The sequence below is a fragment of the Mycolicibacterium sp. P4_G11 genome, assembly GCF_056555145.1.
Genome location: NZ_JBFUJW010000004.1, coordinates 151,997 through 177,704, shown reverse-complemented (window position 1 = coordinate 177,704; position 25,708 = coordinate 151,997). Strand labels below are relative to the sequence as shown.

At 67.2% G+C, this 25,708-nt stretch carries 21 protein-coding genes; 11 read left to right on the top strand and 10 right to left on the bottom strand.

All coding sequences use genetic code 11. The features are described from left to right. Positions 1 to 104 precede the first annotated feature (104 nt). A complete protein-coding gene (locus AC1U2B_RS10395) occupies positions 105 to 1,919 on the top strand; it encodes an NAD(P)-binding domain-containing protein (protein WP_480216738.1) in 1,815 nt (604 codons plus the stop codon). An 83-nt stretch (positions 1,920 to 2,002) separates the two neighbouring features. After that, positions 2,003 to 2,926, top strand: a complete 924-nt coding sequence (dapD, locus tag AC1U2B_RS10390) for a 2,3,4,5-tetrahydropyridine-2,6-dicarboxylate N-succinyltransferase (RefSeq protein ID WP_480216737.1) — start codon at positions 2,003 to 2,005, stop codon at positions 2,924 to 2,926. 71 nt (positions 2,927 to 2,997) lie between these two features. Here the strand turns inward: dapD and AC1U2B_RS10385 are convergent, their stop codons facing one another. Next, a complete protein-coding gene (locus AC1U2B_RS10385; protein ID WP_043395524.1) occupies positions 2,998 to 3,411 on the bottom strand; it encodes a PPOX class F420-dependent oxidoreductase in 414 nt (137 codons plus the stop codon). A gap of 181 nt (positions 3,412 to 3,592) precedes the next feature. Between AC1U2B_RS10385 and AC1U2B_RS10380 the strand changes: the two genes are divergently transcribed. Then, the gene (locus tag AC1U2B_RS10380; protein WP_480216736.1) at positions 3,593 to 4,918 is read left to right on the top strand and encodes a hypothetical protein; all 1,326 of its coding nucleotides are present in this window, start codon (positions 3,593 to 3,595) and stop codon (positions 4,916 to 4,918) included. A gap of 85 nt (positions 4,919 to 5,003) precedes the next feature. Here the strand turns inward: AC1U2B_RS10380 and AC1U2B_RS10375 are convergent, their stop codons facing one another. After that, positions 5,004 to 6,401: an acyl-CoA synthetase gene (locus AC1U2B_RS10375; RefSeq protein WP_480216735.1), complete on the bottom strand. Its 1,398-nt coding sequence runs from the start codon at positions 6,399 to 6,401 to the stop codon at positions 5,004 to 5,006. Positions 6,402 to 6,543: 142 nt separating this feature from the next. Between AC1U2B_RS10375 and AC1U2B_RS10370 the strand changes: the two genes are divergently transcribed. From AC1U2B_RS10370 to AC1U2B_RS10355, 4 genes are all read left to right on the top strand, one after another. Beyond that, a complete protein-coding gene (locus AC1U2B_RS10370; protein ID WP_480216734.1) occupies positions 6,544 to 7,527 on the top strand; it encodes an NAD-dependent epimerase/dehydratase family protein in 984 nt (327 codons plus the stop codon). Positions 7,528 to 7,606: 79 nt separating this feature from the next. Beyond that, positions 7,607 to 8,104: an NUDIX domain-containing protein gene (locus AC1U2B_RS10365; protein WP_480216861.1), complete on the top strand. Its 498-nt coding sequence runs from the start codon at positions 7,607 to 7,609 to the stop codon at positions 8,102 to 8,104. 98 nt (positions 8,105 to 8,202) lie between these two features. Beyond that, entirely contained in the window at positions 8,203 to 8,448 is a 246-nt protein-coding gene (locus AC1U2B_RS10360; protein WP_260972753.1) for a hypothetical protein, read from the top strand. Between the two features lie 84 nt (positions 8,449 to 8,532). Continuing rightward, a complete protein-coding gene (locus AC1U2B_RS10355) occupies positions 8,533 to 9,552 on the top strand; it encodes an isopenicillin N synthase family dioxygenase (protein WP_480216733.1) in 1,020 nt (339 codons plus the stop codon). Positions 9,553 to 9,561: 9 nt separating this feature from the next. Here AC1U2B_RS10355 and AC1U2B_RS10350 read toward each other — a convergent pair whose 3' ends face one another. Beyond that, positions 9,562 to 12,996: a proline dehydrogenase family protein gene (locus AC1U2B_RS10350; RefSeq protein ID WP_480216732.1), complete on the bottom strand. Its 3,435-nt coding sequence runs from the start codon at positions 12,994 to 12,996 to the stop codon at positions 9,562 to 9,564. Positions 12,997 to 13,065: 69 nt separating this feature from the next. Between AC1U2B_RS10350 and AC1U2B_RS10345 the strand changes: the two genes are divergently transcribed. Beyond that, a complete protein-coding gene (locus AC1U2B_RS10345) occupies positions 13,066 to 13,992 on the top strand; it encodes a LysR family transcriptional regulator (RefSeq protein ID WP_480216731.1) in 927 nt (308 codons plus the stop codon). Positions 13,993 to 14,004: 12 nt separating this feature from the next. Here the strand turns inward: AC1U2B_RS10345 and AC1U2B_RS10340 are convergent, their stop codons facing one another. From AC1U2B_RS10340 to fdxA, 3 genes are read right to left on the bottom strand one after another with little or no spacing between them, the layout of a single operon-like run. Further along, on the bottom strand, positions 14,005 to 15,036 hold the full coding sequence (locus tag AC1U2B_RS10340) for a TIGR03617 family F420-dependent LLM class oxidoreductase (RefSeq protein ID WP_480216730.1): 1,032 nt from the start codon (positions 15,034 to 15,036) through the stop codon (positions 14,005 to 14,007). 51 nt (positions 15,037 to 15,087) lie between these two features. Then, positions 15,088 to 16,197 carry a succinyldiaminopimelate transaminase gene (dapC, locus tag AC1U2B_RS10335; protein WP_480216729.1) on the bottom strand — a complete coding sequence of 370 codons (1,110 nt, stop codon included), beginning with the start codon at positions 16,195 to 16,197 and terminating at the stop codon, positions 15,088 to 15,090. Next, complete coding sequence (fdxA, locus tag AC1U2B_RS10330) at positions 16,194 to 16,514, bottom strand: ferredoxin (protein WP_029121628.1); 321 nt, start codon at positions 16,512 to 16,514, stop codon at positions 16,194 to 16,196. The genes dapC and fdxA overlap by 4 nt, the downstream gene beginning before the upstream one ends. A gap of 246 nt (positions 16,515 to 16,760) precedes the next feature. Between fdxA and AC1U2B_RS10325 the strand changes: the two genes are divergently transcribed. Together AC1U2B_RS10325 and AC1U2B_RS10320 are read left to right on the top strand one after the other, a co-directional pair. Next, on the top strand, positions 16,761 to 17,321 hold the full coding sequence (locus tag AC1U2B_RS10325; RefSeq protein ID WP_043395546.1) for a PadR family transcriptional regulator: 561 nt from the start codon (positions 16,761 to 16,763) through the stop codon (positions 17,319 to 17,321). Next, the gene (locus AC1U2B_RS10320) at positions 17,318 to 19,345 is read left to right on the top strand and encodes an FAD-dependent oxidoreductase (RefSeq protein ID WP_480216728.1); all 2,028 of its coding nucleotides are present in this window, start codon (positions 17,318 to 17,320) and stop codon (positions 19,343 to 19,345) included. Before AC1U2B_RS10325 ends, AC1U2B_RS10320 begins: the two co-directional genes overlap by 4 nt. Positions 19,346 to 19,422: 77 nt before the next feature. On the opposite strand, the gene AC1U2B_RS10315 is transcribed toward AC1U2B_RS10320, so the two are convergent. Both AC1U2B_RS10315 and AC1U2B_RS10310 read right to left on the bottom strand, forming a co-directional pair. Further along, positions 19,423 to 19,878, bottom strand: coding sequence for a DUF2231 domain-containing protein (locus AC1U2B_RS10315; RefSeq protein WP_480216860.1), 456 nt, complete (start codon positions 19,876 to 19,878; stop codon positions 19,423 to 19,425). A gap of 120 nt (positions 19,879 to 19,998) precedes the next feature. Further along, positions 19,999 to 22,575, bottom strand: coding sequence for a bifunctional FO biosynthesis protein CofGH (locus AC1U2B_RS10310; protein WP_480216727.1), 2,577 nt, complete (start codon positions 22,573 to 22,575; stop codon positions 19,999 to 20,001). Positions 22,576 to 22,788: 213 nt separating this feature from the next. Between AC1U2B_RS10310 and AC1U2B_RS10305 the strand changes: the two genes are divergently transcribed. Further along, positions 22,789 to 24,141 carry a hypothetical protein gene (locus tag AC1U2B_RS10305; RefSeq protein ID WP_480216726.1) on the top strand — a complete coding sequence of 451 codons (1,353 nt, stop codon included), beginning with the start codon at positions 22,789 to 22,791 and terminating at the stop codon, positions 24,139 to 24,141. A 141-nt stretch (positions 24,142 to 24,282) separates the two neighbouring features. Here AC1U2B_RS10305 and AC1U2B_RS10300 read toward each other — a convergent pair whose 3' ends face one another. Together AC1U2B_RS10300 and mshB are read right to left on the bottom strand one after the other, a co-directional pair. Next, a complete protein-coding gene (locus tag AC1U2B_RS10300; RefSeq protein WP_480216725.1) occupies positions 24,283 to 24,735 on the bottom strand; it encodes a hypothetical protein in 453 nt (150 codons plus the stop codon). A 90-nt stretch (positions 24,736 to 24,825) separates the two neighbouring features. Then, positions 24,826 to 25,704, bottom strand: a complete 879-nt coding sequence (gene mshB / locus AC1U2B_RS10295) for an N-acetyl-1-D-myo-inositol-2-amino-2-deoxy-alpha-D-glucopyranoside deacetylase (protein WP_480216724.1) — start codon at positions 25,702 to 25,704, stop codon at positions 24,826 to 24,828. Between the last annotated feature and the right edge of the window lie 4 nt (positions 25,705 to 25,708).

Genomic DNA, 25,708 nt, shown 5'->3' with positions numbered 1-25,708 from the left:
CTATGTGACGGCGACCACACCTCGACAGAGTTGCAGGGGGTTGCAACGCTGCAACGTGGTGCAACTCTTGTCGTGGGTTGCGCCAGGCATGTGTTCTGGGTCACATGACTTCCACACTCGAACCGATTACCGCCGTCTCGCCGCAGGAGCGCGTCGAGACCTGGCTCGCGAACTTCGAAGCGGCGCTGGCCGCGCAGGACATCGACGGCGTCGTCGGGATGTTCGCCGTCGACAGCTTCTGGCGCGACCTCGTCGCGTTCACCTGGAACCTCAAGACCGTCGAGGGTCGCGACCAGATCGCCGGCATGCTGCGCGCACGGCTGGCCGACACCACACCGTCCGGGTTCCGGACCCGGGAACCTGCCACGGCTGACGGCGATGTGACGTCGGCGTTCATCGAATTCGAGACAGCCACCGGGCGCGGCTCGGGGCACCTACGGCTGCGTGGAGACGAAGGCTGGACGCTGCTGACGACACTGCAGGAGCTCAAGGGCCACGAGGAGCGCAAGGGCGCGACGCGCGTGCTCGGCGCGGTGCACGGGTCCGATCCCGACCCGCGGTCGTGGGCCGAGAAGCGCGCGGAGGAAGAGGCGACGTTGGGCCGCGAGGCGCAGCCGTATGTGCTGGTGATCGGCGGCGGACAGGGCGGCATCGCGCTGGGTGCGCGGCTGCGTCAGCTCGGGGTCCCGGCCATCGTCGTCGACAAGCACGAGCGGCCCGGCGACCAGTGGCGCAAGCGCTACAAGTCCCTGTGCCTGCACGACCCCGTCTGGTACGACCACCTGCCCTACCTGCCCTTCCCGGCCAACTGGCCGGTGTTCGCGCCGAAGGACAAGGTCGGCGACTGGCTGGAGTTCTACACGCGCGTCATGGAGGTGCCGTACTGGTCGCGCACCGAATGCCTGTCGGCCACTTACGATTCCGACGCGGGCCACTGGACCGTCGAAGTCAACCGCGACGGCGAGCGGCTCACTCTCCACCCGACCCAACTGGTGCTTGCGACAGGCATGTCCGGAAAGCCCAGCATCCCAACGCTTCCGGGCCAGGACGTCTTCGCCGGGGAACAGCACCACTCGAGTCAGCACCCGGGGCCCGATCGATACGTCGGCAAGAAGGTCGTCGTGGTCGGGTCGAACAACTCCGCGCACGACATCTGTAAAGCCTTGTACGAGAACGGCGTCGACGTGACGATGCTGCAGCGGTCGTCGACGCACGTCGTCAAGTCGGATTCGCTGATGGACCTCGGCCTCGGCGATCTGTACTCCGAACGCGCGGTGGCCGCGGGCATGACGACGGAGAAGGCCGACCTGACCTTCGCATCGCTGCCCTACGCCATCATGGCCGACTTCCAACGTCCCATCTATGACGCGATCCGGTTGCGGGACAAGGACTTCTACGATCGACTGGAGGCCGCCGGCTTCGAGCTGGACTTCGGCGACGACGACTCCGGACTGTTCATGAAGTACCTGCGCCGCGGCTCGGGCTACTACATCGACGTCGGCGCGTGTGAGTTGGTGGCCGATGGCTCGATCAAGTTGGCGCACGGCCAGGTGTCGCACCTGACGGCAGACGCGGTGGTCCTCGCCGATGGCACCGAGCTGCCGGCCGACGTCGTCGTCTACGCGACCGGCTACGGCTCGATGAACGGCTGGGCCGCCGACCTGATGGGCCAGGAGATCGCCGACCGGGTCGGCAAGGTGTGGGGCCTGGGCAGCGGGACCGCCAAGGACCCCGGCCCGTGGGAGGGCGAGCAGCGCAACATGTGGAAGCCCACGCAGCAGGAGAACCTGTGGTTCCACGGCGGCAACCTGCACCAGTCGCGGCACTACTCGCTGTACCTCGCGTTGCAGCTCAAGGCCCGGTACGAAGGCATCCCCACGCCGGTCTTCGGCCTGCAGGAGGTCCACCACCTGCAGTGAGCGGCACTCCGTGCGATCTGGGGGCACCTCCCGCTCGTGGGTGGTGCCCCCAGCTCACCGTTGGTTCAGTAACCTTGGCCAACGTGACTTCTGCATCTGGCATCGGCATCGCCACCATCACCGCCGACGGAACGGTCCTGGACACCTGGTTCCCCGCTCCGGAGCTCTCCGCTGACGCCGCGGCCGGCCCGGTCCCCGCTGAGCTGGAAGCTCTCGTCGGCACCGATGAGGACCGCGGCGTGCGCACCGAGATCGTGCGCACCACCATCGCCTCGCTCGACGACAAGCCCGCCGACACGCACGATGTCTGGCTGCGTCTTCACCTGCTGTCGCACCGCCTGATCGCGCCGCACGGCGCCAACTTGGACGGCATCTTCGGCCTGCTGACCAACGTGGTGTGGACCAACTTCGGCCCCTGCGGCGTCGAGGGCTTCGAGACCGTCCGCGCCAAGCTGCGTCGCCGCGGCACGGTCACCGTGTTCGGTGTCGACAAGTTCCCCCGCATGGTCGACTATGTGTTGCCGTCGGGCGTGCGCATCGCCGACGCCGACCGCGTCCGGCTGGGTGCGCACCTGGCGTCGGGCACGACCGTCATGCACGAGGGCTTCGTCAACTTCAACGCCGGCACCCTGGGCACGTCGATGGTCGAGGGCCGCATCTCGGCGGGTGTCGTCGTCGATGACGGCTCCGACGTCGGAGGCGGCGCGTCGATCATGGGCACGCTGTCCGGTGGCGGCAAGGAGGTCATCTCGGTGGGCAAGCGCTGCCTGCTGGGTGCCAACGCGGGCCTGGGCATCTCGCTGGGCGACGACTGCGTCATCGAGGCCGGCCTGTACGTCACCGGCGGTACCAAGGTGACCACCGCCGACGGTCAGACCGTCAAGGCCAAGGAGCTGTCCGGCTCGAACAACCTGCTGTTCCGCCGGAACTCGGTCAGCGGTGCGGTCGAGGTCGTCAAGCGCGACGGCACCGGCATCACGCTCAACGAGGCGCTGCACGCCAACTAGTTCTGCTCACCGAAAGTGAGCTTGTGTGCGTGGTTTCATCGAAATCTCGCACACAAGCTCACTTTCGTCGTTCAGGCCCAGGGGCCGACGCCGGTCACCTTCTCGATGGTGATGCGGGTGAGGTATCCGGGCGGCGCTTCGGCCGGCGGGAACTGGCCGTTGAACTCCGGCGCCATCACGTTGGTCAGCCGGGTCAGCACGTCGGGTGCCCCGCCCTCCACGATGCGTGCGGTGCCGCTGATCGCGAGATAGGGATTGACCGACGCCGCGCCCCGGTCAGTACCGATGATGGTGACCGCGACCCTGGGATCGCGGCGCATGTTGCGCAGCTTCTTGTAGTCGGCGAGATGGGCGCTGACCAGTTCGTCGCCCTGCAGTTCCACCCACACCACCGAAACCTGTGGGCTGCCATCGGCATTCAAAGTCACGAGCGTCGCGTTGGCCCCGTCGCCGATGAGGGCGCGGGCTTCGTCTGTGAGTTGCATGGCATCTACAAGGTATCTGCTTGCCCAGCCATTCCCGCCGAGAATGAGCTCGTGCGCGTGGATTCGCCCGGCTCGTCGCGTACGGAACCGCACAGTCGGCGACCATCGGGGGGATCGTCGCCGGGAAGTTGGAGGTTTTCCCCGGGGACATCGGCGCCTATTCATCACTAGCGTCAATCCGGTGAGCACGACGACCGGCGACGCGGACACCTTGACAACTAGCAACCCCGACGAGATCTCGGCGCCCGAATGGACCGGCAAGCAGAAGCTGGCGTTCCGGCTGTTCTTCACCATCGGCGGCGGAATCCTGATCCTCTCGGTGTACGGCAATCTGGGCCTGAGCCTGTTGATGGCTCCGCTTCTGCAGGCGCTCGCCAACTTGGGCAGCTTCGTCACCCGCGGTGAAGGCGTGTACCTGAACGTCAATGGGGGTGCTGATTCCTTGGCGGAGTGGTGCTTCCACCTCGGCTGGATTCTGGTGGCCCAGCTGATCACCGCGACCTGGACCGCGCTGGACCGGCGTAGGCCCAACTACCGCAGCCTTGCCGCACTGCTGCTGGTGTTCGCCCGGTTCGGTCTGGCCGTCTCGATGCTGCTCTATGGTCTGGCCAAGCTCATTCCGACGCAGATGGCCTACATGATGCTGCCCGGCTACCAGATCCAGATGGTCGGCGACGTCAGCCTGATGAACACGTTGTGGGGTTTCATGGGCGCCTCCGACCCGTACTCGGTGGCCGCCGGTCTCGTCGAATTCGTTGCCGGCGTGCTGCTTCTGTGGAATCGGACGTGGCTGTTGGGTGCGCTGATCGCGATCGGCGCCATGGGGCAGGTGTTCCTGCTCAATCTGTTCTACGACGTTCCGGTGAAACTGGTGTCCGGAGCCCTGTTCTTCATCGCCGTCGCGATCACCACGCCGTACTGGCGGGGCCTGGCCCAAATGGTGTTCCAGCGTGGCACTCCCGAACCGGTCGTGCTGTGGCCGGCGCTGGGCTCCGGCAGGAGATGGCTGCGCCGCACCGGCACCGTGGCGAAGTTCACCATCGCAGCCGTCGTCGGCGCGCTGGTGACCACGCTCAGCGTCGTCACGTTCTACGACATTCGGCACAGGGAATCGGACATCGACGGAGTTTGGCGTGCAACGTCATTCACGGTCGACGGCAAAGCGGCGACGCTGCAGCAGACGTCTCCTGCGCCGTGGACCAACGTCGCGATCGCCGACCGGGTCGACGACTACACCAGCTTCGTCACCCAGGTTCCCGCCGGCTACGTCACCGTCTACCTGTTCGAGATCCACGACGACCGACTGGAGATCAAGAGGCACGAATCGGATCCGCCCATCGTGCTGCACTTTCGTCTGGACGGTCCCGACCGGCTGATGTTGACCGGCATGGTCGACGGCAAGCACATCGAGGGCGACTACCAGCGACGGCACATGCAGCGCAGCGAATCTCACTTCCGGCTGATCCAGCCGGAGATCGAGGGTGGACCGGCCAGTCGTCTGCCCTAGGTCTCACAGCCGGTGACCTCGTCGCGGCCGCGGCGTCCGGACAGCACCTCCATCTGACAACCGTCCTCCATCGCGACGACGTTGCCTAGACGAGGAGTTTCTTCTGCACCTTGCCCATGGCGTTGCGCGGCAGGCTGTCGACGAGGCGCACCTCGCGCGGCCGCTTGTGCACCGAAAGCTGTTGCGCGACAAAGTCGATGAGTTCCTGCGCCGACGCCGACCCGACCACGAACGCCACGATGCGCTGCCCCAGATCGTCGTCCGGCACGCCGACCACCGCGGCCTCCGATACACCCGGGTGGCCCAGCAGGACCGTCTCGATCTCGCCGGCGCCGACCCGGAAACCGCCGGACTTGATGAGGTCCACCGACTCGCGACCGACGATGCGGTGCATACCGCCCTCATCGATGGCCGCGACGTCGCCGGTGCGGTACCAGCCGTCGTCGCTCAGCACCTCGGCCGTCGCCTCTGGGCGGTTCAGATAGCCGGTGAAGATCGTCGGCGCGGAAACCTCAAGGCGGCCAATGGTTTCCCCGTCGTGCGGCACCGCAGACCCGTCTTCGGCGACCAGCCGCGTCTGCACGCCGTCCAACGGCAACCCGACCCAGCCGGGCCGGCGTTCGCCGTCGACCCGGGTAGACAGGGTGATCAAAGATTCGGTGCTGCCATAGCGCTCCAGCGGCGCGTGTCCGGTGAGCCGGATCAGGTCGTCGAACACCGGCACCGGCAGCGCTGCGCTGCCCGACACCAGCAGTCGCGCTCCGCGGAGCGCCTCGGCGGCAGCAGCGTCGGCCACCACGCGGGACCAGACGGTCGGCACCGCGAAGTACAGCGAGCCGCCCGCGGCGGCGTAGGCGGCCGGCGTGGGTTTTCCGGTGTGTACGAAGCGATTTCCGATCCGCAGTGAGCCCAGCAGACCGAGGATCAGACCGTGCACGTGGAACAGCGGTAGGCCGTGCACCAAGGTGTCGGCCGGCGTCCAGGCCCAGGCCTTGGCCAACGCGTCGATGTCGGCGGCGATGGCGCGACGGCTGATCACCACGCCTTTGGGCAACCCTGTGGTGCCCGAGGTGTACATGACCAACGCGGTCGAATCCGGCGACGGTTCGGCGTAGCGGTGCCAGGACCGAGCATGCAGCCGGACCGGGATGACCGGTAGCCCTTCGGTTTCGTCAGGCACCTCCCCCAGCCAGGCCTGCGCCCCGGAGTCGGTGATCATGTGCCGACGTTCGGCCGCGCCGACGTCGGCGGGCACCGGAACCACCGGCACCCCCGCGATGAGGCAGCCCGCGACGGCGAGCACCGTCTTGGCCGTCGGCCGAGCCAGCACGGCCACCAGCGACGCGCCGGCGACCCGTTCGGCCACCGACGTCGCGGCCCCGACCAGATCGCTGCGGGACAACACCGCGCCGTCGATACGCACCGCGTCTTCGAGGTCGTGCCCGGCGGCGACAACGGCTGGGTTCAGAGAGGTCAGCAGCACATCGCGAGGCTACTCGCCTATGCAGATGCAACGAAGGTCCCGCGTCATTAAATGGCTCGCGCACGCCAGTCCACGCCAATATGTTCGTTGCTCTAGGGGTGGAACATCGTCTATTCAGAAAGTTGGCCAGGGACCAGCCGCGATGAAGATTCTTGTGACCGGTAGTTCGGGCCACCTGGGTGAAGCACTGATGCGGCGCTTGCGGCAGACGAACCACGAAGTCGTCGGTCTCGATACGACGGCGTCGATCTTTACCCGCCACCAGGCATCGGTCACTGATCCAGTGGCCGTCGCCGAAGCGATACGCGGGGTCGATGCCGTTGTGCACACTGCAACGCTGCACAAGCCTCACGTCGCTACGCACACGCGGCAGGAATTCGTCGATACGAACATCACCGGCACGCTCAACCTGCTGGAAAACGCGGTCGCGGCCGGGGTGACGCGATTCATCTACACCAGCACGACAAGCGCATTCGGGGACGCGCTGGTTCCGGGTGCGCACGAACCGGCCGCCTGGATCACCGAGGACGTCGCGGACAAACCCAAGAACATCTACGGCGTCACCAAGGCGGCCGCCGAAGACCTGTGTGAGCTCTTCGCACGCCGACGCGGACTTCCCTGCGTGGTGTTGCGGACGTCGCGGTTCTTCCCGGAAGCTGATGACAACAAGGACATTCGCGACAGCTACGACGACGCCAACGCCAAGGTCAACGAGTTCCTTTACCGCCGTGTCGATCTCGAGGACGTGGTGGAAGCCCACCTGCGTGCCATCGAACGCGCACCGGATATCGGGTTCGGGCGCTACATCATCAGCGCAACGTCGCCCTTCACCCCGGCGGATCTGCCGCAGCTGCGGCTGGACGCGCCGGCCGTCGTGGAGCGTTACGCACCTGGATACGTGGACGAATACCGGCGCCGCGGCTGGACCATGTTCCCGACGATAGATCGGGTCTACGTCAACGACCGCGCCAGGAACGATCTGGGTTGGTACCCGCGTCACACCTTCGCCGAGCTGATCGAACGACTCCAGCAGGACCGCGAATTCCGCAGTTCCCTGACTCAATCCGTCGGGTCAAAGGGATACCACTCGCACGCTTTCACCGACGGCCCATACCCTGTCGAATAGCACTTCATCGCGCACACTCCGCGATACTGGAGCAGTGATCGAACGAGTCGGCTCCCGTGAGGTCTATCGCAACGCGTGGATGTCGGTGCGCGAAGACGACATCCGCCGTCCCGACGGCACCACCGGCATCTACGGGGTGGTGGACAAACCGACGTACGCACTGGTCATTGCCCATGACGGCGACCGCTACCGCATGGTGGAACAGTTCCGCTATCCAATTGGGTTGCGGCGCTGGGAGTTTGTCCAGGGCACTGCACCGGGCACGTTGGACGGCGACGAGCCCGCACCCGCCGATCTGGCCGCGCAGGAACTCCGTGAGGAGACCGGGCTGCGCGCCGAGACGTGGCAGGTGCTGGGCCAGCTCGACGTCGCTCCAGGGATGTGCAGCCAACGCGGCTGGGCCTACCTCGCGACCGGCATCACCGAAGGTGAGCACGAGCGCGAGCACGAAGAGCAGGACATGCACAGCGAGTGGTTCACCGCCGATCAGATCGAGGACATGATCCGCCGCGGCGAGATCACCGATGCGCAGTCGATCGCAGGGTGGACTCTGCTGCGATTGCACAGGGGCCGGTAAGCAATCCTGCCAACTCGGGTAAACATCGCGCCACCTGGGATGATGCCGTCTCGGCCGCCTGTTGATCTGGGCATAGCACCCAAGCAGGAGGCAGTGACATGAAGACGATCAGCGGTTTTGCACAGCAGACGGTGGGTCGTTACGTTCTCGCAGGCGCACTGACAGTCGGAGCGCTGGTGTCCCCGATCGTGTGGTCGTTCACCGACGACACCCAAAAGGCGCTGCCGGAAACCGTTGTGGCATCTCACAACAACCACGGCATCGATCAGCTGCAGTGGCTCCAGGACATCCAGCCGCACGCGCAGGCGCCGCACGTCGACACCACGGTTCACCAGAGCCAGTGACTCGCCACCTCCGGCCTGTGGCCTTGCGGGAGAATAACTCTCACACTTGATCTCAACCTAAGTTGAGGTTCTAGCGTCGAAAGCATGACCCAACCAGAAGTGATAGTCGACCAGGTCGTCCTGCAGGACGGCTTCGTCCCGGTGATAGACATCAGCAGCGCCCGTAGCGGTGACCCGAGGCACCGCCAGGCGGTGGCCGACGCGATCGGCCGATGCTGCGAGACCAGTGGTTTCCTGCTCCTCGTCGGGCACGGTGTGCCCTACAAGGCCATCAACGACGTCAATCACGCCCTGCGCGCGTTCTTCGCGCTACCGCAGGCCGAAAAGGACCGCGTCCGGGCGCAACCGGGCGACCCACTGGCCCGCGGATTCAGCAGCGCGGGCAAGCTCGCGGCCACCAACGATGGCGCGGACATCGAGGCCGAGCACCAGGCGCCGGACCGGGTCGAGAAGTTCGTCCACTTCCCGCTCGGCAATCCGGAGGGCATGGGCGGCGACGGCTGGACCGACGAGCGGATGTTCGTCGCGCAGCGGTGGCCCGAACTCCCCGGCTTCCGCGCGGCTTACGAGCGCTACTACGCCGAAATGGAGTTACTGGCCACCGAATTGGCCCGGCTGTTCGCACTCGCACTGGGCCTGCGCGAGGATTGGTTCGACGCGTCGATCGACCGGCACAACTCCAACCTGATGGCCAACTACTACCCTGCCGACGACCGGCCGGCCGGCGAAATCCGGCTGAGCCAGCACAGCGACTGGGGCAATCTCACGATCCTGCTGCAGGACGAATCTCAGCGCGGGCTACAGGTTCTCAACGACCGCGGTGAGTGGCTCGACGTGCCCGTGGTCCCCGGATCATTCGTCATCAACATCGGTGATCTGCTGGCCAGGTGGACCAACGACCGCTGGGTCAGCACCGTGCACCGCGTGGTGAGCAACGGCGCGGGTGGCGAACGGTTCAGCCTGCCGTTCTTCCATCAACCCAACTTCGACGCCGTCATCGAGTGCATTCCCACCTGCGCGAGCGCCGACAATCCGCCGCGCTACGAGCCCGTGGTGTCGGGGCCGTATCTGCTCGACAAGTTCAAGCTCGCCTACGCGCTCTGAGACGCGGCGTCACCGAAACAAGTTCTCGGACAACGGTGTCGGGGAACCGAATCGGTGCGCGGTCACCGCGATCGCCTGCTCGTGCAGGAAGGTCAGCAGCTCGATCCTCCCGGCTTCGACGACCGGCCCCGCGTAGAGCGCGATGCCGACATCGCCGGCACTGTCGCGAGCGAACTGTTCGCGGCTGCCACCGAGCAGGCGAACGCGTCCAGGTGCGTTGTCGCGCAGCGTGTTCCGCCACGACACTGAATCGTCTACCCGGCAGACGACGCCGGCGGTGGCCAGCGTGCCGGCGATCGCCGGATCGAGCGGAACCGGGGTGGAGACGGTCACGGAGGAACCGGCCAGGATTCCCGCCCCGACCACCCGCAGTACGGCTGCCGGATCAACACACTCGGCGCGCACCGTCACCGGCACGGGCAGGTACCGGAAGACGTTCCTCTCCGCCATCAGGGCGGAGACATCGCGCGCTACACCGAATTCCGTCGCCCAGGCATGTGCGTCGGATCCGAAGGACCGTTCGAGGAAATCGAGTTCTCCGGGGCTCAGCGCGAAAGTCTGCGCAGCGTCCAGGATCGCGCGTACGGATGGTGCTATCGACGCCGCTTGGGTCGCCGGCGCGGGCCGCCAGTCACTCAGCCCGATCAGGTAATTCGGGCCGCCTGCCTTGGCGCCCGCACCCACCGCCGACTTCTTCCACCCGCCGAAGGGCTGACGCCGCACGATCGCCCCGACCGTCGAGCGGTTCACATAGGCGTTGCCGGCCTCGACCTGGTCGAGCCAGCGTTCGATCTCAGCGCGGTCCAGGCTGTGCAGGCCTGCCGTCAGTCCGTAGTCGACCTGGTTCTGAATCGCGATCGCCTCGTCGAGGTCATCGGCGGCGATGAGACCCAGCACCGGACCGAAGTACTCGGTGAGGTGGAACTCCGAGCCGCACCGAACCCCGGTCTTCACCCCCGGTGACCAGAGCCGTCCGGTGTCGTCGAGTCGGCGGGGCGCTACCAGCCACTGCTCCCCCGGCGAGAGCTGCGTGAGTGCACGCAGCAGTTTGCCGTGCGCGGGTTCGTTGATGGGTCCCACCTGCACGGTCGGGTCTGTCGGGTAGCCGACCTTCAGTGAGGTGACGGCATCGACGAGCTGGTCGCGGAACCGCGCGGACCGGGCGACGGAGCCCACCAGAATGCCGAGCGACGCGGCCGAGCACTTCTGACCGGCATGCCCGAAGGCCGAGTACACCAGGTCTTTCACCGCGAGATCGAGATCAGCATGCGGGGTGACGATGATGGAGTTCTTGCCACTGGTCTCCGCCAACAGCGGCAGGTCCGGCCGGAAACTGCGGAACAATTCTGCGGTCTCAAAGGCACCGGTGAGGATCAGCCGGGCAACCCGCGGGTCGGACACCAACTGCGTGCCGAGTTCGCCCTCATCGAGGTGCACCAACTGCAGCACATCGCGCGGCACGCCGGCGTCCCAAAGCGCCTGCACCATAACGGATCCACACCGCCTGGCCTGAGTGGCAGGTTTGATGACGACGGGACTACCCGCGGCCAGCGCGGCCAGCACGGACCCGGCGGGGATCGCCACCGGGAAGTTCCACGGCGGCGTGACCACCGTCAATCCGGTCGGCACCGCGACGGCGCCGTCGACCGAGTCCAGTTTTTCCGCTTGTGCCGCATAGTAATTCGCGAAATCGATGGCCTCGGAGACCTCTGGATCGCCCTGATCCAGCGTCTTGCCGCACTCGGACGCCATCACCTCCAGCAATACCGCCCGCGTTGCCTGCAGCGTTGCCGCCGCACGCCGAAGGACCGCCGCCCGCTGCGCACCGGTCGACGCAGCCCAGGTCGCGCCCGCGGTCACACCGTCGGCGATGATCCCGTCCAGCGCAGCCCCACTCGACACGGTGTGCTCGGCGACCAGCTCCACGCCCGCCGACGACGCGGCGATCCGGTCGGTGATCGCTCGTCCCCACAGTCGATTGCCGGGCAGTGCCGGATCAGTGTCGGCGACATTCGCGAACTCGCCGGCCGGGCTCATCGCTGCGCGTGGATCATCGGTACGGCGATCCTGGCGACGGTTGGGCACCGGAACGACGCTCTCCCCAACGAGATCGGCGATGGACGCGATGAACCGGTCCTTCTCGCGCTCGAACAGCGACTGGTCGTCGTGCAGCTCGAACACCGCGGACATGAAGTTGTCCTGGCTGGCACCTTCTTCCAACCGGCGCACGAGATAGGCGATGGCAACGTCAAAGTCCTTGGGGTGCACCACCGGTACGTACAGCAGCAGACCGCCGACGGTACGCCGGACGGCTTCGGCCTGCGCCTCCGCCATCCCCAGCAGCATCTCGAACTCCACGCGATCCCGGACGCCGCGACGCCCGGCGAGCGTCCACGCGTAGGCGATGTCGAAGAGGTTGTGCCCGGCGACACCGATACGCACATTCGCGGTGTGCTCGGGCCGCAGTGCGTAATCCAGCACCCGCTTGTAATTGGTGTCGGTGTCCTGCTTGGTCGAGTAGGTCGCCACGGGCCAGCCGTGCAGCGAGGCCTCCACGTGTTCCATGGGCAGGTTGGCACCCTTGACCAGCCGAACCTTGATGCCCGCGCCACCCCGCTCGCGGCGCGCACGCGCCCAGTTCTGCAGTCGCATCATCGCGCTCAGCGCATCGGGCAGATAGGCCTGCAACACGATCCCGGCTTCGAGGTCGAGCAGTTCGGTCCGGTCCAGAAGTTTGGTGAACACCGCGATCGTCAGCTCCAGGTCGCGGTACTCCTCCATGTCGAGGTTGATGAACTTCTTCGTCGGCGCGGTCGCGGCCTGGGTGAACAACGGCAGCAGGTTCTGCGCAATGTGGTCGACGGCTTCATCGAACGCCCACGGCGAGTGCGGCGGCACGGTGGCCGAGACCTTGATCGACACGTAGTCGACGTCGGGACGGGCGAGCAGCCGTTCGGTGCCTTCCAGCCGTCGGGCCGCCTCGGCCCGACCGAGCACGGCCTCACCGAGCAGGTTGATGTTGAGCCCGACGCCGCGCTTGCGGATCCGTGCGATGGAACGCCCGAGGCGGGCATCGGTCGCGTCGACGAGGAGGTGGCCGACCATCTCGCGCAACGCTTTCCGGGCGACCGGAATGACCAGGCCGGGCGCGATCACCGACACCAGAGCACCGAGCTTGATCAACAGCCGTTCGTGCAGCGGCAGGAAGCCAGGGGCGTTACGCGCCAGGGCGCGCAGGTTGGCGGCCGCGACCCGATGGTCTTCGGGCCGGATCACGCGGTCGACGAAGCCGACGGTGAAATCCAGGCCATGAGGATCGCGAAGGACCTCAGCCAACCGGCGGCCGGCCGGGGCGACGGGCAGGCGGGCGGCGTCATCGAGCCAGTACCGAACCTGGGTCACCACCTCGGTCAGCAGGTCGTCCCGGCTGCTCAGCTCCGTCATCTGCCCATCATGAGCCGACCAGACACTTAAAATAAAGCGATGATTTCTGACATGAAAGTTTAAGTAACGATGAAACATCTACGTGCCGATCTGCTGGACGTCCGCAGGCTGCGGCTGCTGCACGAGCTCAGCCTGCGCGGCACGCTGTCCGAGGTCGCCGAGGCCCTGCACCAAAGCCCCTCGGCGATATCGCAGGCACTGAGCCAGCTCGAGCGCGAGGTCGGCGTGCCGCTGCTGGAGAAGGTCGGGCGCCGGCTGCGGCTCACCCCCGCGGCCGAGGTGCTCGTCGAGCACACCGCGGTCATCTTGGCGCGGCTCGAGCAAGCCGCCTCCGATGTCGCGGTGCAGAGCGACGAGGCTTCCGGCACCGTTCGGCTGGCCGTCTTCCAATCGGCGGCCTCGGCCTTCATGCCACAGATGCTGACCGAGTTGGCGACACGCCATCCGCGTCTGCGCGTGACGATGTCGCAACGCGAACCGGAGCAGGCGCTCTACGAAACCTGGCTGCGCGAGTTCGATCTGGTGATCGCCGAGGAGTATCCGGGGCATGCCGCGCGCGCGTATCCCGACCTGCACCGGGCATCGCTGACCACCGACCTGCTGCGGCTGGCCGTACCACCGACCGGAGACCCCTGGGACCGCGTCTCCTCGGTCAAAGATGCTGCCGACCTGCCGTGGACCATGGAGCCCGAAGGCACCGCCTCCCGGCACTGGGCCGAACAACTCTGCCGGCAAGCAGGTTTCGAGCCCGACGTCCGCTTCGAGACCGACGACCTCGAAGCCCAGATCGCCCTGATCGAGAATGGCAACGCGGTCGCCATCCTGCCCGACCTGATGCGAGTCCGGCGCCGTCCCGACTTACGCGTGGTGGACGTCGACCCGCGTCGGCGGGTGGTGTTCACGGCGACGCGGACCGCCATCAGCAAGACACCGGCCATCGTGGCGTGCCGGGCGGCGCTGGCTTCGGCAGTGCCGCCGCAACTCGACGTGGACTGAACGCGCCACGCGTCAACCCGACGCCGCTCCGCTCTGTAGGTCCCGGACGCAGGCCAGCACCGCCCCGTCGTCGTCGCCGGCGCTCATCGGCGGCAGCACGACCCCGTCGGCAATGCCGTCGTACTTGTCCCGCAACAGGTTTGGCAGTTGGTCATAGCGGCCGCTGGTGACGAGTTGATCGAGCACCGCGTCATTCAGAACCGCCGGCAAGTCAGCCCACCGGTCCTGCTTGATGAGCCCGCGCAGATCATCGGCCAGCGTGTCCCAGCCCCGCCGCTTGAGCGTCGTCGCGTAAGCGGGGGTCGATAGCAGGAAGGTCAGCATCCGGCGTTGCCGCTCGCGTTCCCGCTCCACCAACAGGTCGGTGCTGCCGGTGGCGACCGCGGTCGACGCCACGAGCTGAGGCAACTCGGCCCGACCCGAGGCCTGTGCGCCACGCTGAAGTGCCGGGCGCACAACGTCTCTCAAATAGTCGGGATCGGAATTCGTGGAGTGCGTGACGACACCGTCCGCCACCCCGCCGGCCAGCTCGCACATGCGCGCGTTGACCGCACCTAGCCAGATGCGTGGTGGCGCCAGGTCATTCGGCCCGGGGTTGAAGTACGGCTGCAGCCGCGTGATGCGGTAGGCGTCGCCCTCGTGGTGCACAGACCCGCCGGTACGGAACGCCTCGAAGATGTCCTTGAGCGCACTCACGTAGTCGGCCATCCGCTCCCGCGGTTCGCTCCAGGGCATGCCGAACCGGTCTTCGATGTTCTGCCGAATCTGGGTGCCGAGGCCCAATTCGAACCGCCCACCGGAGAAGGTCTGCACATCCCAGGCCGCATAGGCGGTGAGCATGGGGCTGCGGACGAACGCCAGGGTGACGGCGGTCCGGATGGTCAGCCGTTCCGTGTGTTCGGCGGCCAGCAGCGCCACGGCGAGCGAGTCGTGGATCGTCTCCGCAATGTGCAGCCCGTCGAACCCGAGCTTCTCGACCCGGCGCGCGTAGGCCGGCACCCTTGTCAGAGGCAGCTCGGGCGACATGGCGGCGAATACCTGCATACGTCAGGACGCTAGCCCAGCCGGGTTGACTGCCTCCCGCAAGCGGAAGGACTAAGCCAACCGGGAAACGGCGGCGGCGATGCGCTCGTCGGTCGCGGTCAGCGCGATGCGCACGAACTGCTCGCCGGCCGGGCCGTAGAACTCACCGGGGGCGACGAGGATGCCGCGCTCGGCCAGCCACGCGACCGTCGCACGACCGGACTCGCCGCGGGTGGCCCACAGGTACAGGCCCGCCTCGGAGTGCTCGACGGTGAAGCCGGCGCCCCGGACTGCCGCCAGCAGTGCGTCGCGCCGCTTGGCGTAGCGGTCCCGCTGGATACGTTCGTGCTCGTCGTCGTCAAGGGCGGCGACCATCGCGGACTGCACCGGCGTCGGGACGATCATCCCGGCGTGCTTGCGCACCGCCAACAACTCGGCAACCAAAGCCGGATCACCCGCCACGAAACCGGCCCGGTAGCCGGCCAGCGATGACGTCTTGGACAGCGAGTGCACGGCCAGCAGACCCGTGTGGTCGCCGTCGCAGACGTCGGGATGCAACACCGACAGTGGCTGGGCGTCCCACGCCAGGCCGAGGTAGCACTCGTCGGACGCGATGACGACACCGCGCTCACGCGCCCAGCCGACGACCTTGCGCAGGTGGTCGACACCGAGCACCTTGCCGGTCGGGTTGCTGGGCGAGTTCAGGTAGACCAGCCCGGGCGCCTGCGGCCCGATCTGGGTCAGGGAATCGGCCCGTAGCACCTGAGCACCGGCCAGCCGCGCGCCGACGTCGTACGTCGGGTAGGCCAGCTCTGGCACGACGACGGTGTCGGCGGCCCCCAACCCGAGCAGGGTCGGCAGCCAGGCGATCACCTCTTTGGTGCCGATGACCGGCAGCACCGCCTGCTCCGGCAGACCGGTGACGCCGTAGCGGCGCTGCAGGGCAGCCACCGCCGACGCGCGAACGGCCGGCGTGCCGGCCGTCGTCGGATAACCCGGTGCGGCACTGGCGGCGGCCAGGGCCTCCCGGATCACCGGTGCGACATCGTCAACGGGCGTACCGACGGACAGATCGACGATGCCGTCGGGGTGGGCACGCGCGGTCGCGGTTGCGTCAGCCAGCGTGTCCCAGGGGAACACCGGCAGAGCAGCCGAGACCTTGGTTCGAGCGGACAGGGTCACTCGCCCTGCGGCGCGAGATCCTTGACCGCCTGCGGGTCGTTGTCGGTCTGGCCGACCTTCGACGCACCACCCGGCGAGCCGAGCTCGGCGAAGAAGTCGGCGTTGTTCTGGGTGTATCCGCTCCACTGATCGGGGACGTCGTCCTCGTAGTAGATGGCCTCGACGGGGCAGACGGGCTCGCACGCGCCGCAGTCCACACACTCATCGGGGTGGATGTACAGCATGCGTGCACCCTCGTAGATGCAATCGACCGGGCATTCTTCGATGCATGCCTTGTCTTTGACGTCGACGCAGGGTTCGGCAATGACGTACGTCACCGGTAGTTCTCCTGTTCCAGGGGGCTGCTGGCTCATCAGGACTCAACGAGCCGACGTCAGTATGGTGCGCCCATTTTGAGCGGTCTGGCTCAGTGTGACCTAACTTTGCGCGCCGGGGCGCGTGGTTACTGACACTAGCCGTTGCAGATACCTTCCGACTAGTTGCGACTCACAGGTTTTTACGCGTGTCATGTTCGGCTTTGCAATTTGTTGCATAGGACCGCCGGTAGCACCTACGCTCGTGCCGTGGCCCTCCCCCACGCCATCCTCGTGGCGCTGTGCGAACAAGCCGGTTCCGGTTACGAACTGGCGAGCCGGTTCGACCGCTCGATCGGCTATTTCTGGGCGGCCACGCACCAGCAGATCTACAAGACGCTGCGCACCATGGATGACTGGGTCAGCGTCGAGGTCGTCGCACAGCATGGCCGGCCGGACAAGAAGGTCTACTCGGTGACCGACGCCGGCCGAGCCGAGCTGGAGCGCTGGATCGCCGAACCGCTCACCGGGCGCGGCAGTGCCGTGACCGACGCCCGCACCCGTGAACTCGCGGTGAAGCTGCGCGGCGCGGCGTACGGCTCGGCGGACAGCACCGCCGCACTGCACGAGCAGATTCACGCCCTGCGCGCCGAGCGCGCCGCGCTGCTCGACACCTACCTCGGCTACGAGAAACGTCAGTTCCCCGATCCGGCTGCGCTCACCGGCAGCGCGCTGCACCAGTACCTGGTGCTGCGCGGCGGTATCCGCGCCGAGCAGGGATCGGTGGACTGGTTGGACGAAGTTCTGCTGGCATTGAGAGGAAACCGATGACCGCGCCGCATGCAACGCCCTATCCGAACCTGTTGTCCCCGTTGGACCTTGGCTTCACCACGCTCCGCAACCGGGTGATCATGGGTTCGATGCACACGGGTCTGGAGGACCGCGCCCGCGACACCGGCAAGCTCGCCGAGTATTTCGCCGAGCGGGCCCGCGGCCGCGTCGGGCTGATCATCACCGGCGGCTATGCACCCAACCGGACCGGCTGGCTGCTGCCGTTCGCCGCCGAGATGCTGTCCTCGAGCGACGCCCGTCGGCACCGGAAGATCACCACGGCCGTCCACGCTGAAGGCGGCAAGATCCTGCTCCAGGTGCTGCACGCGGGACGCTATGCGTACCACCCACTTTCGGTCAGCGCCTCGTCGATCAAGGCTCCTATCAACCCGTTCCGGCCGCGGGCGCTGCGCGACGTAGAGGGCACCATCGACGACTTCGTGAAATGCGCGCTGCTGGCCCGCGAGGCCGGGTACGACGGCGTCGAGATCATGGGCAGCGAAGGCTATCTGCTCAACCAGTTCCTGGCGCCGCGCACCAACAAGCGCACCGACGCCTGGGGCGGCACGCCCGAAAAGCGCCGCCGGTTCCCCGTCGAGATCGTCCGGCGCACCCGCGAGGCCGTCGGCCACGACTTCATCATCTGCTACCGGCTGTCCATGGCCGACTACGTCGACGACGGCCAGACCTGGGAGGAAATCCTCGCCCTGGCAACGGAAATCGAAGCTGCCGGGGCGACGATCATCAACACCGGGATCGGCTGGCACGAAGCACGGGTGCCGACCATCGTCACGTCGGTACCGAACAGCGCGTTCGCGGACATCAGCAACGCCGTGGCTCAACACGTCACCATCCCCGTGGTGGCCTCCAACCGGATCAACATGCCGCAGTCCGCCGAACAGATTCTGGCCGACGGTGCGGTGCAACTGATCTCGATGGCCCGTCCGCTCCTGAGCGACCCGGACTGGGTCCGCAAGGCCCAGCACGACGCGGCCGACGAGATCAACACCTGCATCGCCTGCAACCAGGCCTGCCTGGACCACGCGTTCGTGCACAAGACCGTGTCGTGCCTGCTGAATCCGCGAGCGGGGCACGAAACCACGTTGGTACTGGGCAAGACTCGGACCACCAAGCGGGTTGCGGTGGTCGGTGCCGGACCGGCCGGCCTGGCCGCCGCCGTCACCGCCGCGCAGCGCGGCCACGACGTGACACTGTTCGAGGCCGGCGACCACATCGGTGGCCAATTCGATCTGGCCCGGAGGATTCCCGGGAAAGAGGAATTCAACGAGACTCTCCGCTACTACGCCACGATGCTGTCCAAGCATCGCGTGAACGTGCGACTGGGCACCCGAGCCACGGCCTCCGATCTCGCGGAGTACGACGACGTCGTGCTCGCCACCGGTGTCGCGCCCCGCATGCCGGACATTCCGGGCATCGACCATCCGATGGTGCTGTCGTACGCCGAGGCGATCACCGGCGCATCCATCGGCAAGCGGGTGGCCGTGATCGGCGCCGGCGGAATCGGTTTCGACGTCAGCGAGTTCCTGACGGTCGACGAATCCCCCACCCTGAACCTCAAGGAGTGGCGAACCGAGTGGGGCATCGCCGACGGCGGCAACGCCCGCGGCGGGTTGGCCACCCCGATCCCGCTGCCACCGGCCCGCGAGGTGTACCTGCTGCAGCGCACCAAGGGCACCCAGGGGCGCGGGCTCGGCAAGACCAGCGGCTGGGTGCACCGGGCGTCGGTCAAAGCCAAAGGCGTGCAGCAGCTTTCCGGGGTGAACTACGAAAAGATCGACGACGCCGGGCTGCACATCAGCTTCGGGCCGGACCGGTCCGGGGCACGCGTCCTCGAGGTCGACAATGTGGTGGTTTGCGCCGGCCAGGAATCGGTCCGCGACCTGGAAGGCGCACTGCGCCAAGCCGGAATCGAGCCGCACATCATCGGCGGCGCCGCGGTGGCAGCCGAGCTGGACGCCAAGCGCGCGATCCGGCAGGGCACCGAACTGGCTGCGCGGCTGTAGTTTTCCCGCGAGCAGACGCAAAACTGTCGATTTCCCCGGAAATTCGACAGTTTTGCGTCTGCTCGCGAGCGGAACTACTACAAGCTGAATCCGCCCCAGACCGCACGCGCACCGGTATGCCCGATCCGCACGATCTGGTAAATCGTCGCCACACCGACGACCACGGCCAGTACCGCCACCACGACGCGGGCCAGCTTCTCCTTGTCCCCGAGTCGCATGCCCCAACGGTGCAAGAAGGTCAGCGCCAACGACACCACCAGCAGGCCGATGACGAAAAAGATTGCGGTGTCGCCGAGTTCGGCGTGCTCACGCAGGACGGGACTCTTGGGTAGCTGGTGAATCAGCGCCTCGCCGGCCTCGATGGCGAATGGGGTCAGCACGACCGTCACCACGGACAGCGCCAGCGTCAGCCACACCAGCCGCTCCCGCGCGGCCGTCCACACTCCGCACAGGATTGTCAGGACGGCCGTCAGCGGCGCGAGGACGACGATCGCGTGCACGAGCAACGGATGAGCGGGCAGGTCACCGATCATGTTCACGCATCACAGCGTGACACTCACCGCTCGCGAGCGTGCGCAGAATGCACGCGACACACCGCGAAAGCCCGTACCGACTCCCCCGCAAGCGGGAGGTGCCCCCAGGCCGGCTCGCAGTTAGGCGGCCAGCGGTGAGTAGTCGGTGCTGCGCTGGCGGGCCGGGCGGCCGATGCCTTCGGCGATGGCGACCAGCTCGGCGACGGTCTTGGCGGACCCGTTCTCCGAACCCGCCATGCGGGAGATGGTCTCCTCCATCAGAGTGCCGCCCAGGTCGTTGGCGCCGCCCTGGAGCATCACCTGGGTTCGCTCGACCCCGAGCTTGACCCACGAGGTCTGGATGCTGGGGATCCTGCCGTGCAGCATGATCCGCGCCAGTGCGTGCACCGCGCGGTTGTCGCGGTGCGTCGGCCCCGGGCGCGCGCCACCGGCCAGATACAGCGGCGACGACTGGTGCACGAACGGCAGCGGCACGAACTCGGTGAAACCGCCTGTGCGGTCCTGGATTCCACGCAGCACGTTGAGGTGCCCCACCCAGTGCTTCGGGGTGTCGACGTGCCCGTACATCATCGTCGACGACGACCGCAGACCCACTTCGTGCGCGGTGGTCACCACGTTGATCCACTCGGCGGTCGGCAGCTTGCCCTTGGTCAGCACCCAGCGGACCTCGTCGTCGAGAATCTCGGCGGCGGTGCCCGGGATGGTGTCCAGGCCCGCCTCGCGCAGCGACGTCAGCCACTCGCGCGTCGACATTCCACTGCGGGTCACACCGTTGGCAATCTCCATGGGCGAGAAGGCATGCACGTGCATCGACGGCACCCGCTTCTTCACCGCACGCACGAGATCGGCGTAGCCGGTGACGGGTAGCTCGGGGTCGATGCCACCCTGCATGCAGACCTCGGTGGCTCCGGCGACGTGCGCCTCCCAGGCGCGGTCGGCCACCTCGTCGGTCGACAGCGAGTACGCGTCGGCGTCACCCTTGCGCTGCGCGAAGGCGCAGAAGCGGCACCCGGTGTAGCAGATGTTGGTGAAGTTGATGTTCCGGTTGACGACGAACGTGACGTCGTCGCCCATGACATCCCGCCGCAGCGAATCCGCCAGTGCTGCAACAGCTTCCAGCGCCGGACCGTCGGCCGTGGCCAGCGCCAGGTACTCGTCGTCGCTGCAGCCGCCCGGATTGCGTTCCGCCGCACGCAGCGCGGCGAGCACGTCGGTGTCGATGCGTTCCGGGGCGCGGGCCGCCAGCTCGGAGACCTTCTCCCGAATGGACTCCCAGTCGCCGAACGCGCTACCGAGGTCGCTGCGCGTCTCGGTCAGCCGGCCCTCGGTGTCGATGGCGGTGTGCAGATCGGTGCGGCCCAACGACTCCGAGGCCTCGTCGGGTTCCTGCCACGGCATACCGACCGGGTTGACGTCGCGCGCCCACCCGGTCTCAGGGTCGGCCAGGGCATCCACGTGTCCGCGCACGCGCGGGTCGATCCACGCCGCCCCGGCCTGCACGTACGACGGCTGCGCCGTCAGTCGCTGCACCAGGTCATAGCCGGCTCCAGCAGTGATGTCGGCCAGATCGTCGAGGGCCGGCCAGGGCCGTTCCGGGTTGACGTGGTCGGGGGTCAGCGGTGAGACGCCGCCCCAGTCGTCGACGCCGGCGCCGATCAGCGCCAGGCATTCTTCGCGGGACACCAGGTTCGGCGGCGCCTGGATCCGCATCTTGGGTCCGAGCACCAGGCGGGTCACCGCGATGGTGGCCAGGAAATCGTCGATCCCGGCGTCGGGCGTCGCGGCCATGGCGGTGTGGTCCTTGGCCCGGAAGTTCTGCACGATGACTTCCTGCACGTGCCCGAATTCCTTGTGGGACTTGCGGATCGCGTGCATGGTCTCGGCCCGCTCGGTGAGGTTCTCACCGATACCGACCAACAGACCGGTGGTGAACGGGATCGACAGCCGGCCGGCGTCGTCGAGCGTGCGCAGCCGGACTGCCGGGTCCTTGTCGGGGCTGCCGTAGTGCGCCAGGCCCTTGGTCTCGAACAGGCGGCGCGACGTGGTCTCGAGCATCATGCCCATGGACGGCGCGACCGGCTTGAGCCGCGACAGTTCCGACCAGCTCATCACGCCGGGGTTCAGGTGCGGCAGCAGTCCGGTTTCCTCGAGGACGCGAATCGCCATGGCGCGCACGTAATCGAGGGTGGAGTCATAGCCACGTTCGTCGAGCCATTGCTTGGCTTCGTCCCACCGGTCCTCCGGGCGGTCACCCAGGGTGAAAAGCGCCTCCTGGCAACCCAACTCGGCGCCGCGGCGGGCCACGTCGAGAATCTCGTCGGGCTCCATGAACATGCCCATGCCCTGCGCGCGCAGCTTGCCGGGCACCGTCACGAACGTGCAGTAATGGCAGGTGTCACGGCACAGGTGGGTGACGGGGATGAAAACCTTGCGCGAATACGAGACCGGCAGCCGGCCGTTCGCACCTCGCCGGCCCGCCGCTTCCAGCCCGGCGTCACGGACGCGGGCGGCGCTGGCGCAGAGGTCGACGAGGTCGTCGCCGCGGGCCGTCATCGCGATGGCGGCCTCGTCCACATTGAGCGAAACACCGTCACGCGCGCGGCGCAGGACGCGGCGTAACGCGGACGATGACGGCGCGGCGAGCGGTGGGACCACGGGGAGAGGCAGGTCTGCGCCGTTCGGGGGGTTCAGAGCCACTTCCGTGTAACCCCGGTGGTGTCGGCGTTCATCCACGCGTCTCACATTCTGAAACCACTGCGCCTGGCATACCGGCCACAGTAGCGCCAGCTCGTCGGCGCGTCGCGGGCCCCATACCCCGACACATACAGCAAACGCGCAGACTACTGGAAGATTTTAGTGACGACCGCGTAAGTTCAGAGGGTCGGGACGCGATCGTTTCAAGGAGTCATGGTGTCCGTTTCTGTTCGTTCATATCTGGTGGCGGGCGCCGCCGCGGCGACCGCCACAGCTCTGGCGCTGACCCCGATTCAGGTCGTTCCCGCCGACGTCGCAGTCCCCGCGCACCCGACCACTGCCCAACCGCACCTGACCGAGGCCATGGTGAAGCTGCTGGCCGCGGCCAGCAATATGACCCCGCCGGCGCCGCCCAAGCTGCCCGCCGCGGGCGTCGTACCCAAGGTCGGACCGAACCCGTTGGCCGCGGCGCCATTGGCCGCCGCGCCCGTCGTCGGCGCGCAGAACGCGGCCAGCGACTGGCTCATCAACGCGTACACGGGAATCCAGGCCTGGGTCGACTGGGGCGTCGACTACGCGACCGACCTTTTGTACTGGGCGGGGTGGTTCGTCCCGTTCTCGGGCGCGATCGCCGCGCAGACCGACATCTTCTACTACACGCTGATCAGGCCGATCTCCGACAACATCTTCTATCAGGCCGTCGTTCCGATCGTGAACGATCCGCTGAACCTGTTCGTGTGGACCCAGGCCATCCGCAACGTGGTCCGGATGTCGATTCCGCCGGTCATCAACTTCGGCATCTCTGAGTTCAACTACTTCTTCGGCTGGCTCATCCCGCCGATTCCGCCGTTTCCGCCGATCGGTCCGCTCGCGGCCACGACGCCCACCCTCGAGTCCCTGGCCAAGTCCGTCCAGACCGCGCTGACCAGCCTGGCTGCCGGCTTCGCCCCGGCCAAGACCGCTGAGAAGACCGACCCGACGAGCAAGATCGCGCCAACCGCCGCGCAGACCGGGGCCCCCGCCGAGAAGCCGACCGAGAAGCCTTCGGAGACGCCGGCCAAGGTCGAGGACAAGGGCAAGGCCGACGAAAAGGGCACGCAGACGGAGGGCACCGAGGCCGGCCAGCCGACGGACCCGCAGGCCGGCGAACCGAAGGCCGACCCCAAGGCAGAGCCGAAGGCCGAACCCAAGGCCGAGCCCAAGACAGAGCCGAAGGCCGAACCCAAGACCGACCCCAAGACGGATCTGAAGACAGAGCCCAAAACCGAGCCCAAGGCCGACCCGAAGCCGGGCGCTCCGGCCGCGGGCGACACCGATGGACCGGCTGCCCAGCAGCAGGACGAGGTCAAGGCGCCCAAGCCCGTCAAGACCCGCGGCAAGAAGACCGGTGACAAGACCGGGACCAAGAACGCCGGGGACAACCAGGCCGCGGGCGAAACCGGCACTACCGGAACGACGAAGCCCGGCAAGGGCACAAAGGGCACCAAGGGTGAGAGGGGCGCTGGGCAGTCGTCCAATGCCAACTCAGGCCAGCATGCGGGCTCGGAAGGCCACGCCGCCAAGGGCTGAACCTGCCGGGTTTCGCCGGCTACGCGCAGTGTCGGCTGCCGTTGCCACACGTTCGATCGGGAGCCGTCAGCTTTCCCTGACGCGTCAGGGAAATTTGACGGCTCTGGGCGAGAGTTGTGTAGAGAGACCGGATTCCGGCCGCTACCCCGGCATTTCAGCGCGCCGCCGGGCATGCCGCCACAGCACCACGCCGGGCGGTGTCGCCCCGAGCAGCAAGAAGATCAACGGCGATGCCTGCATGATTCCGCGGCCGCCGAACACGACGTCATCGCCGGGCCCACCGAGCAGCAGAATCACGACAGTCGACAGCCAGATCCACATCGGGAGCGCGGCCAAGCGGGAGTTGGTTGTCCACTGCAGCGCCGCCCAGACCAGGGCGGCGTTCACCAGTCCACTGATCAGGGCACTGATCGGGAACGGCACCGGGCCGAGGTAGAGCGGCAGAAACAGTGCACCGGCGATGGCCGACAAGGCGCCGTCGAGCGCGAGAACACCGAGAACGAAGGCACGCATCCGACCGGGGTCGGCGCGCGGCGGAGCTGATGTCAGGTCGGGATGCTGTCGAGCAGCGAAACCAGCGAGCCGACGACCCACTGATAGTTGTCGCCAAGGCCCTGCAGGTGCTGCAAGTTGGGATCCAGATCCGAGTCCATGGCGGTCACCCTACTCCCCCCGATCCGGGTGTCACGCCAGGTTTATCCCGCTGAGTAGGTCAGTTTCCAAACCGCGGGCGTCGCGTTCGCCCGCCGTGCCCTCCACCAAGACATAGTGTTCGCACGCGGTGATCGGCAGCGCGATGTTGTTGGACAGGGCGAACACCCGGCCACTCGGCTCGACCGTCACCTGAGTCTGGTGTGCGCGCATGGCCGCGACCTTGGCCGGCAGGGTCTCCGGGATATCGATGATGGCGTCGATGGGGTGATCGAGCACGAACTCCAGGGCACTCGCCGGAATCCGCACCCAGTCGTTGGGCAGCTCCATACTGTCCAACGACGCCAGGCCCTCGGCCATCGTCTCGCCGTCCATCACGGTCCAGTAGAACTTCGGCACCTGCCACGGCTCCCCCGGATGACCGTCGCCCGATGACGCGGCGACCGCGGCCGTCGTCACGCGGTGAGCCTGGATGTGGTCAGGGTGCCCGTAGCCGCCGTTGGGGTCGTAGGTGACGACGACGTGCGGGCGGAAGTCCCGCAGCACGGCCACCAGCTCAGCGACGGCCTCGTCCATGTCGGCGTCCGCGAAGCGGGTCCGGTGCCGCGCCGGGCTGCCGGCCATCCCAGAGTCCCGCCAACGGCCGGCCCCACCCAGGTACCGAGGATGGTCGACGCCCAATTCCTTGAGCGCCGAGGACAATTCGATGATGCGGTAGCCGCCCAGCTGGTCGGCTCCGTCGGCCGCCAACTGCGCCCACTGCGAACCGATGACCTCACCCTCTTCACCCAGCGTGCAGGTGAGCACCCGCACGTCGGCGCCGCGGGCCGCGTAGTGCGCGATGGTCGCTCCGGTAGTCAGTGTCTCGTCGTCCGGATGGGCGTGGACGAACAGCAGCCGTGGGGTCTCCATATCC

Excerpts from the sequence above, each read along its gene's own strand:
- AC1U2B_RS10340 (WP_480216730.1), bottom strand. The coding sequence starts at position 15,036 with ATGCAGGTATTCGCCGCCATGTCGCCCGAGCTGCCTCTGACAAGGGTG.
- AC1U2B_RS10365 (WP_480216861.1), top strand. The coding sequence starts at position 7,607 with ATGTCGGTGCGCGAAGACGACATCCGCCGTCCCGACGGCACCACCGGC.
- AC1U2B_RS10345 (WP_480216731.1), top strand. The coding sequence starts at position 13,066 with ATGAAACATCTACGTGCCGATCTGCTGGACGTCCGCAGGCTGCGGCTG.
- AC1U2B_RS10360 (WP_260972753.1), top strand. The coding sequence starts at position 8,203 with ATGAAGACGATCAGCGGTTTTGCACAGCAGACGGTGGGTCGTTACGTT.
- mshB (WP_480216724.1), bottom strand. The coding sequence starts at position 25,704 with ATGGAGACCCCACGGCTGCTGTTCGTCCACGCCCATCCGGACGACGAG.
- AC1U2B_RS10350 (WP_480216732.1), bottom strand. The coding sequence starts at position 12,996 with ATGACGGAGCTGAGCAGCCGGGACGACCTGCTGACCGAGGTGGTGACC.
- AC1U2B_RS10395 (WP_480216738.1), top strand. The coding sequence starts at position 105 with ATGACTTCCACACTCGAACCGATTACCGCCGTCTCGCCGCAGGAGCGC.
- AC1U2B_RS10320 (WP_480216728.1), top strand. The coding sequence starts at position 17,318 with ATGACCGCGCCGCATGCAACGCCCTATCCGAACCTGTTGTCCCCGTTG.
- AC1U2B_RS10370 (WP_480216734.1), top strand. The coding sequence starts at position 6,544 with ATGAAGATTCTTGTGACCGGTAGTTCGGGCCACCTGGGTGAAGCACTG.
- AC1U2B_RS10315 (WP_480216860.1), bottom strand. The coding sequence starts at position 19,878 with ATGATCGGTGACCTGCCCGCTCATCCGTTGCTCGTGCACGCGATCGTC.
- AC1U2B_RS10385 (WP_043395524.1), bottom strand. The coding sequence starts at position 3,411 with ATGCAACTCACAGACGAAGCCCGCGCCCTCATCGGCGACGGGGCCAAC.
- AC1U2B_RS10355 (WP_480216733.1), top strand. The coding sequence starts at position 8,533 with ATGACCCAACCAGAAGTGATAGTCGACCAGGTCGTCCTGCAGGACGGC.